The sequence below is a fragment of the Bartonella sp. AA86SXKL genome, assembly GCF_042196885.1.
This window is the reverse complement of the sequence record NZ_JBHIRE010000166.1, coordinates 1-965: the sequence shown is the minus strand read 5'-3', so window position 1 is coordinate 965 and position 965 is coordinate 1. Positions and strand designations below refer to the sequence as shown.

Sequence of the window (965 nt, the reverse complement as noted above, 5' to 3'; positions counted from 1 at the left end):
GATGTGGAGTGATGATGAGGGTGCGTTTGTGGCTCATCATGGAAAAAAAGAAGATGTGAAAAGCAACAGCAAGATTACGTCTCTTCAGGCTGGAACTGTTTCTAAAGACTCAAGCGAAGCGGTTAATGGCTCGCAACTCTATTCCATGAATAAGATGTTTGCGGAGTATTTTGGTGGAGGAGCTGGATATAATGAGAATGGTGAATGGACCGCTCCCACTTTCAAGGTTAAGACTGTTAAGGAAGATGGCAAGGATGAAGAGAAGAGCTATACTGATGTAGCTTCCGCCTTTGAGGGTGTAGGTACTTCTATCACAAATGTAAAAAAAGAGCTTACCAAGGTTGTAGGTGATAGCCTAGTTAAACAGGATACAGACAGCAAGACTATCAAGATTGGTACGGAGACAGATGGTGCTACAATCAATATTGCAAATAAGAGTGGTTCTGATCGGGTTATTTCCGGTGTGAAGGAAGCTTCGAATGACAATGAAGCTGTTAATAAAGGTCAACTTGATAAGGGTTTAAAAGATCTCTCTGATAATCTTCAATCTGATGAATCAGCTGTTGTTCATTATGATAAAAATACAGATGAAGAAAACACCATTAATTATGAAAGTGTGACGTTGGGGAAAGGTAAAGATGCTAAGCCCGTTGCTCTTCATAATGTAGCTGTTGGCAACCTTACAAAGGATTCACGTGATGCCATTAATGGTGGACAAATTCATACCCTCTCTGAAGATGTTGCGAAGTTTTTAGGTGGTGGTACAGCTTTTACAAATGGTGCTTTCACGGGACCTACCTATAAATTATCTAAGGTTTCTAAAGACGGTAAGGAAGAAGAAGCTGAATTTAAAGATGTTGGTACAGCTTTTGAAGGCATTGATACGAGTATCAAGAATGTGAACGCTCGTATTAAGGAAGTTTCACAAGGAGTTGCACAGGATTCGTTGACGTGGAGCAAAGATG

General features: G+C 40.4%; 1 pseudogene. It reads left to right on the top strand.

Annotated features, from left to right (window positions below):
* Positions 1–28 precede the first annotated feature (28 nt).
* A pseudogene (locus ACFIO5_RS10745) lies at positions 29–965 on the top strand (hypothetical protein); the annotation flags it as partial.